The 6,201-nt window shown below is 66.3% G+C and carries 6 protein-coding genes; 2 read left to right on the forward strand and 4 right to left on the reverse strand.

The genetic code is table 11. The annotated features are described in order from the left end of the window. The 3 genes from opgC to FKP22_RS18100 form a co-directional block, all read right to left on the reverse strand. A partial coding sequence (opgC, locus tag FKP22_RS18090) for an OpgC domain-containing protein (RefSeq protein WP_141289005.1) occupies positions 1–1,090 on the reverse strand: 1,090 nt, incomplete at its 3' end. Positions 1,091–1,234: 144 nt separating this feature from the next. Next, a complete protein-coding gene (locus FKP22_RS18095; RefSeq protein ID WP_141289007.1) occupies positions 1,235–2,701 on the reverse strand; it encodes a DUF4139 domain-containing protein in 1,467 nt (488 codons plus the stop codon). A 140-nt stretch (positions 2,702–2,841) separates the two neighbouring features. After that, the gene (locus tag FKP22_RS18100) at positions 2,842–3,138 is read right to left on the reverse strand and encodes a c-type cytochrome (protein WP_141289009.1); all 297 of its coding nucleotides are present in this window, start codon (positions 3,136–3,138) and stop codon (positions 2,842–2,844) included. Positions 3,139–3,260: 122 nt separating this feature from the next. Here FKP22_RS18100 and FKP22_RS18105 point away from each other — a divergent pair, with 122 nt between their 5' ends. Further along, positions 3,261–3,521, forward strand: coding sequence for a TIGR04438 family Trp-rich protein (locus tag FKP22_RS18105; RefSeq protein WP_141289011.1), 261 nt, complete (start codon positions 3,261–3,263; stop codon positions 3,519–3,521). A gap of 76 nt (positions 3,522–3,597) precedes the next feature. On the opposite strand, the gene ilvD is transcribed toward FKP22_RS18105, so the two are convergent. Then, entirely contained in the window at positions 3,598–5,286 is a 1,689-nt protein-coding gene (ilvD, locus tag FKP22_RS18110) for a dihydroxy-acid dehydratase (RefSeq protein ID WP_141289013.1), read from the reverse strand. Positions 5,287–5,367: 81 nt separating this feature from the next. On the opposite strand from ilvD, the gene lgt reads away from it, so the two are divergent. Beyond that, a complete protein-coding gene (gene lgt / locus FKP22_RS18115) occupies positions 5,368–6,198 on the forward strand; it encodes a prolipoprotein diacylglyceryl transferase (RefSeq protein ID WP_141289015.1) in 831 nt (276 codons plus the stop codon). Positions 6,199–6,201 lie beyond the last annotated feature (3 nt).

The raw sequence follows: 6,201 nt of genomic DNA on the forward strand, positions 1-6,201 counted from the left end.
TGCGCAGGCTGCCCCAGGCCACGCCGTACAACACACCCAGCGTGGCGGCCAGGATCACAACGTCGATCCACACCGGCCGTTCCGGCGTGGACGAGCCGAAGATGGTCAGCGCCACCAGGGCCAGCAGCAGGTGCATGCAGAAGACCGGCAGCGAGGCCTTGCCCAGGGTTTCAAGCGCTGTCACACGCGGCAGCCGGGTCTTCAGCCAGGGCCCGAAGTGCATCACCAGCACCAGCAGCGCGCAGAAGTTCATCAAGCGCACGGGGCCCAGCTGCCACTTGTCGAACAGCAGGTTGAAGGCGCTGGGTTCGCTGAACGGCACCTGGCCGACCGCATGGCGCCAGATCAGCATCACCGTCGCAACCGCGAGTGCTGTGTTGACCATCCAGCGCGGAAAGTCCCAACCCGGCGTCGGGCCGTCGTCGGCGCCGCTGGCACCCATCCACAGGCCCAGCAACCACAGGAACTGCCAGGCGAAGAGCTTGAACGAGCCCAGCTCGGCAAACGGCATCCACTGCAGGCTGCTGGCCTCGGCCATGCGGTCGTAGAGCAGGTGCGGCAGGTCGAACTGCGCCGCCAGCCACAGCAGCAGGCTCAAACCCAGCACGCCGCCCCAGCCGCGGTGCAAGCCGTGCAGCAGCACCAGAGGGCTGACCAGCATCAGCAGGATGTACATGGGCAGGATGTCCAGCAGCGGCGGGTTGTAGACCAGCAGCATGCCGCTGATAAAGGCCTGCAGCGGGTGCGCCAGGTAGAAGGACAGCAGGTTGGTCACGGCTTCCTGCCGCGCCATCAGGCCCACGATGGCGATCAGCGTGAACAGGAACAGCAGCAGGCCGGCCTGGCACAGGTAGATCTTCAGCGCCCGCCGCAGGAAAGCGCCGGGAATCACGGCGTGGCCTTTCTGACGCGCCTTGCGCGTGTAAACCATGCCGGCCATGTAGCCGGACAGCATCACGAAACCTTCGGCCGCCGACACGAAGCCGAACGGCTGGCCGGTCGGGTCCGAGAAGCGCGTGGGCAGGTGCGTGAGCGTCATCAGCACCAGCATCAGCCCGCGCAAGGCGTCGATTTCCCAGCGGCGTGTCACGAAGAACCCGCTGCGAGAGCTTGAACAGCGGCAACATGGACCGGGCGCATCGGCAACGGGCTCCTGAGGTGGCAGCAGGCGAAGCGCGAAAGGCGACGCCGATGCCGCCACAGGGGCACGCGGCGTGCCGCCTGGCGCCCCCTTTCAGAACCGCGTCAGCACCCGGTATTTCAGCGTCACAGAGCCCTCGGCCGGCAGCTTGATGCGCCACTGCGCCGTGCCGGCCGCCACCTTCTCGTATGGCTGGGAGCTCTCCAGCATCTTCCAGTCGCCTGGCACCGGCTCGCGCACCGTGACCGTCACCGGTTCGGGCTTGGCGTTCTTCAGCACGATCTCGTAGGCGCTTTCGGCCACGTAGCTGGCCTGGTTGGTCGGCTCGCGGCGCTTGAAGTCGGTCTGCTTCTTGTCGGCCGTCACGTCGAAGGCCTCGCCCAGGTGCAGCCGCAGCGTCTCGTTTTTCGGCGTGTGGTCAATGCGATCTTCGCCGACGAATTGCGCAAGGCCGGCGCTGTCGCGCTTGTAGACCCGCACCACGCCCTTGGGCAGCGGCTGGCCGAGGTGGTCGGCCTCACGGTTGGTGAAGGCCACGAAGACCTGCGCCTTGAGCTTGCGGCCCAGTTCACCCACGCTGTCGTGGTAGTAGTGGTCGCTGCCGCTGAACAGCAGCTCCTTGGTCGCCGGCACGCCGCTGGCGTTCATCAGCGCGACCTGCTTGGTCTGGTTCTCTGCCAGCGTGGTGGCGCGGCCCAATGTGTAGAGGTGGTATTCGAACAAGGTCTCCTGGGCCACCTTCGGTGCGGCGGGGGCAGCAGCCTCGGCCATCATGACCCGGCCGCGCGCCATGCGCATGTCCATCTGCTCCTTCACCCGGTTCACGTCACCGGCCACCAGTTGCACCTGTGCGTTCGGGTAAGCCGTGCCGCTCTGGTTGGTCAGCGTGATCCAGCCGTTCAGGTCCAGCGTGCGGTCATCGGCGCTCAGCTCGGCCACGTAGTCGGCGTGCCAGGACAGCCCGCCGGTCAGGTAGGACAGCTCGGTGGCCTGTGGGCCGGCCAGCTGGTTGTCCAGTTCTGTGACCAGCGTGGGCCGGTCGCGCAGCGTGGCCGGCACACCGTCGAACACCAGCCGGCCCGGCATGCCGGTCTCGATGCGGTCGCCGATCTTCAGCACCACGCCCTGGTTCGCGCTCAGCACCTCGGCGGTCTCCACGGTCTCGGCGCCGGTCTGCGGATGCGTCCTGATGACCCGCACCGTCTTGCCAACCGACTTCTCCAGCAGCTTGGCCGGCGTGAGCAGGTCGAAGTCGAAGTTCTGCTCCAGCACGCTCAAGGCACCGGGCTGCGACAGGCTGCGCAGCTGCGCCGTCTCGGGCCGCATGCGGGCGCCGACATCGCGCAGCGCCAGCCGGCTTACGCCGCGCGGCAGCGCGAGCTGGCGGCGGTCCTTCACCAGCGCCAGGTCGTCGTTGTAGATGGTCAGCGCAATCGCCTGCTGGTCGGCCAGCGTGCTGCGTTGTTCGATGCCGGCGAGGGCGGGAGCGGGGGCTTGAGCCTGTGCAGCGAAGGCGATGGCGCTGATGGCGGCGAGTGCAAACTGGTTGAGCCGGGTCATGGTGGCATCCTAAGGTCTGGATACCAGCTTCTACGGCGCAGCGCGAGGAACGGGGTGAACCGCCCTGGAGAAAGTTGCGGGCAGCAAAAAGGCCGCGGGTGCGGCCTTGGGCGGATGAGCGTGCGGCGGCTGCCGCGGCGTCACTTCTGCGACATCACCCAGGTCGCGAGCTGCTTAGCTTCGTCCGGCGTGACGGCGTTGGCTGGCATTGGCACGGGGCCCCACACGCCGGAGCCACCCTTCTGGATCTTGTCGGCCAGCTTGGCCACCGCGTCCTTCTGGCCGGCATATTTGGCCGCCACGTCCTTGTAGGCCGGGCCGACGATCTTTTTATCGACGGCATGGCAGGCCAGACAGTTCTTCTTGGCGGCCAACTCGGCTTGTGCAAAGGCTGGCGAGGCGGCCACCAGGGCCAGTAGTGTGATCAGCGCTTTCATCGGCATCTTTCCGTGAGTGAGGAAATGAGGGCTGTGTGAATTACATTCGTGCCCAGAACATTGTAGGGACGGCTGCGACGCAGGGTTTGCGTTCGAGCGGCGCGGCAACCGGGAAATCGCACATGGCGTTCATCATCATCGGGGTGGTGCTGCTGGCACTTTGGCTGCTGGATTGGGGCTTCGTGGGTCACCTGGACTGGTGGTGGATTGCCTTGCCTTTTGTGCTGGCGCTGGCCTGGTGGGCCTATGCCGATGCCAGTGGCCTGACGCGCAAGCGCGAAATGGAAAAAGACGAGGAGCGCAAGGCCGAGCGGCGGCGGCGCAACATTGCCAACATGGGTCTGGACCATTTGCGCGGCGGCAATCGCAACCGCAAGCGCTGAACCGTCTTCCCAAAACAACGAGCTGCCGCACGGGCTCTCCGGGCGGCAGCTTTTCGCTGGATGGGCCGGCACCTGCCTACTCGAAGCGGTCCAGCACTGCGCCAGCGCTGGCACTGGATGCGTTGAAGGCGAACTTGGCCAGCACGCCGCGCGTGTAGCGTGGCCTGGGCTTCACCCAAGCGGCCTTGCGGCGGGCGATTTCACTGTCAGCCACATTCAGCTGCAGCTTCAGCTGATGCGCGTCTATCGTGATCGAGTCGCCTTCCTGCACCAGCGCAATCGTCCCGCCATCAAAGGCTTCCGGCGCCACATGGCCCACCACCATGCCCCAGGTGCCGCCGGAAAAGCGGCCGTCGGTGATTAGACCCACGCTTTCACCCAGGCCCTGGCCGATCAGCGCGCCGGTGGGCGCCAGCATCTCCGGCATGCCTGGGCCGCCCTTGGGGCCCAGGTAGCGCAGCACCATCACGTCGCCGGCCTGGATCTGCTTGGCCATGATGGCGGCCAGGGCGGACTGTTCGTCGTCGAACACCCGCGCCGGGCCGGTAATGACCGGGTTCTTCAGCCCGGTGATCTTGGCCACGCAGCCTTCCGGGCTCAGGTTGCCCTTCAGGATGGCCAGGTGACCTTCTTCGTACATCGGATTGGCGATGGGGCGGATCACCTGCTGGTCGGCGCGCGGCTGGTCCGGCAGGTCGGCCAGGTTCTCGGCCACGGTCTTGCCGGTGATGGTCATGCAGTCGCCGTGCAGCAGGCCCGCGGCCAGCAGCGTCTTCATGACCTGCGGTATGCCGCCGGCGCGGTGCAGGTCAATCGCCAGGAACTGCCCGCTGGGCTTCAGGTCGCACAGCACCGGCACCTTGCGGCGCATGCGCTCGAAGTCGTCGATGGTCCATTCGACCTCGGCCGCGTGGGCGATGGCCAGGAAGTGCAGCACCGCATTCGTCGAGCCACCGGTGGCCATGATGACGGCCACGGCGTTTTCGATGGATTTGCGCGTGACGATGTCGCGCGGCTTCAGGTCCTGCTTGACCGCCGCCACCAACACCGCCGCGCAGCGCTTCACGCTGGCGACGATCTCTTCTTCCACGTTGGCCATGGTCGATGAATACGGCAGGCTCATGCCCAGCGCTTCGAAGGACGAGCTCATGGTGTTGGCGGTGTACATGCCGCCGCAGGAGCCGGTGCCGGGAATCGCGCGGCGCTCGATCTCGCAGAAGTCCTCCTCGCTCATGTTGCCGGCGGAGAACTGGCCAACCGCTTCGAAGACCGAGACGATGTTCAGGTCCTGGCCCTTGTAGCGGCCCGGCAGGATGGTGCCGCCGTAGACGTAGATGGCCGGCACGTTGGCGCGCAGCATGCCCATCATGCCGCCCGGCATGTTCTTGTCGCAGCCGCCAATGACGATCAAGCCGTCCATCCACTGGCCGCCGACGCAGGTCTCCACGCAGTCGGCAATCACCTCGCGCGAGACCAGGCTGTATTTCATGCCTTCGGTGCCCATGGCCATGCCGTCGGAGATGGTCGGCGTGCCGAAGATCTGAGGGTTGGCGCCGGCTTCCTTCAGGCCAATGACGGCCGCGTCCGCCAGCTTCTGCAGGCCCGAGTTGCAGGGCGTGATGGTGGAGTGCCCGTTGGCCACGCCGATCATCGGCTTGCCGAAGTCGGTCTCCTGATAGCCCATGCCGTAGTACATGGAGCGGTTGGGCGCCCGCGCCACGCCCTCGGTGATGTGCTTGGAGCGGCGGTTCAGGTCGGAGGCCATGGCGGAAGGGCGTTGGTCCAGAAGCCTCAGTGTAGCCCTGGCAAGGCAGGGTGACGGCGGGCCGCCTTATCATCCCGCCCCATGCCTTTGATGCACCCTCAGTTCAACCCCATCGCGCTGGACCTCACGCGATTCGGCGTGCCCGTCCAGATCCACTGGTACGGCATCACCTACCTGGTCGCCTTTGCGCTGTTCCTGTACCTGGGCGCGCGGCGCGTGAAAAAACCCTGGTTCGCCAACGCCGGCTGGACGCGGCGGGACGTGGAGGACCTGCTGTTCTTCGGTGTGGTCGGCGTGGTGCTGGGCGGCCGCATTGGCTACACGCTGTTCTACAAGCCGATGTACTACCTGCAGCACCCGCTGGAGGTGTTCGCGGTCTGGAAGGGCGGCATGTCCTTCCATGGCGGGCTGCTGGGCGTGATCGCCGCGATGTTCGTCTTCGCTTTGCTGCGCCGCCGTTCGTTCTGGGACGTGACCGACCTGATCGCGCCCTGCGTGCCCACCGGCCTTGCCAGCGGCCGCGTCGGCAACTTCATCAACGGGGAGCTTTGGGGCCGCGAGGCCGATCCGTCGCTGCCGTGGGCGATGATCTTCCCACAGTCCGGCAGCCTCACGCCCCGGCATCCTTCGCAGGTCTACCAGTTCCTGCTGGAAGGCATGTTGCTGTTCGGGCTGCTGTGGTGGTTCGGCAGCAAGCCGCGCCGCCGAGCCGAGGTGTCTGCCGCCTTCCTGGTCGGCTACGGCCTGTTCCGCTTCATTGCCGAATACTTCCGAGAGCCGGACAGCTTCCTCGGCCTGTTGGCGCTGAACATGAGCATGGGCCAGTGGCTGTGCCTGCCGATGATCATTGGCGGCGCACTGCTGTTTGCCTGGAGCCGCAATCAGCCGCTGCCGGCAGCGGCGCACGCCTGATGC

It is taken from the genome of Ideonella azotifigens (genome assembly GCF_006519715.1).
In the GTDB taxonomy this organism is placed as follows: Bacteria; Pseudomonadota; Gammaproteobacteria; order Burkholderiales; family Burkholderiaceae_C; genus Ideonella; species Ideonella azotifigens.

Excerpts from the sequence above, each read along its gene's own strand:
- FKP22_RS18105 (WP_141289011.1), top strand. The coding sequence starts at position 3,261 with ATGGCGTTCATCATCATCGGGGTGGTGCTGCTGGCACTTTGGCTGCTG.
- FKP22_RS18095 (WP_141289007.1), bottom strand. The coding sequence starts at position 2,701 with ATGACCCGGCTCAACCAGTTTGCACTCGCCGCCATCAGCGCCATCGCC.
- FKP22_RS18100 (WP_141289009.1), bottom strand. The coding sequence starts at position 3,138 with ATGAAAGCGCTGATCACACTACTGGCCCTGGTGGCCGCCTCGCCAGCC.
- ilvD (WP_141289013.1), bottom strand. The coding sequence starts at position 5,286 with ATGGCCTCCGACCTGAACCGCCGCTCCAAGCACATCACCGAGGGCGTG.
- lgt (WP_141289015.1), top strand. The coding sequence starts at position 5,368 with ATGCCTTTGATGCACCCTCAGTTCAACCCCATCGCGCTGGACCTCACG.